This is a genomic window from Ensifer aridi, assembly GCF_002078505.1.
GTDB lineage: Bacteria > Pseudomonadota > Alphaproteobacteria > Rhizobiales > Rhizobiaceae > Sinorhizobium > Sinorhizobium aridi.
Window position 1 is genome coordinate 1 of the sequence record NZ_LUAV01000063.1, and the last position, 525, is coordinate 525.

At 57.1% G+C, this 525-nt stretch carries 1 protein-coding gene; it reads left to right on the plus strand.

Translation table 11 applies throughout. The features are described from left to right. Positions 1–525 (plus strand): AMP-binding protein (locus AYK65_RS31225; protein ID WP_139793421.1); only part of this gene is annotated, 525 nt, incomplete at both ends.

The following is a 525-nucleotide window of genomic DNA, read 5'->3' on the forward strand; positions in this document are numbered from 1 at the left end:
AGGGTGTCATGGTCGAGCATGCAAACACCGTCAACCTGCTGCATTGGAACGACAGCGTTTTTGCCGGATCGGAGACCAGCCGGATGCTGTTCTCGACCTCGGTCAATTTCGATCTGTCTGTCTACGAATGCTTCGTGCCACTTTCTCGCGGGGGCACGCTTTATCTCGTCGAGAATGCCCTGAAGCTGGCTCAGACGCCCGTGGATGTCTCGTTGATCAACACGGTCCCGTCGGCGATCACCTCTCTCCTTGACAAGCAGGCAGTGCCGCAATCGGCAAAGGCTATTAATTTGGCGGGCGAACCCTTGAAGCGCCCGCTGATCGAGAGGCTCTTTGAGAATACGTCTACACAGACGATCTGCAATCTCTATGGTCCCTCGGAGACGACGACCTATTCGACATGGATTTGCATTCAAAGGGGGCAGGCTGTCGTCGAGACGATCGGCCGTCCGATTGCGAACACGCGGATCTATCTTCTGGACGGGCATGGTGCGCCCGTTCCGTTCGGGGCGGTTGGCGAGCTCT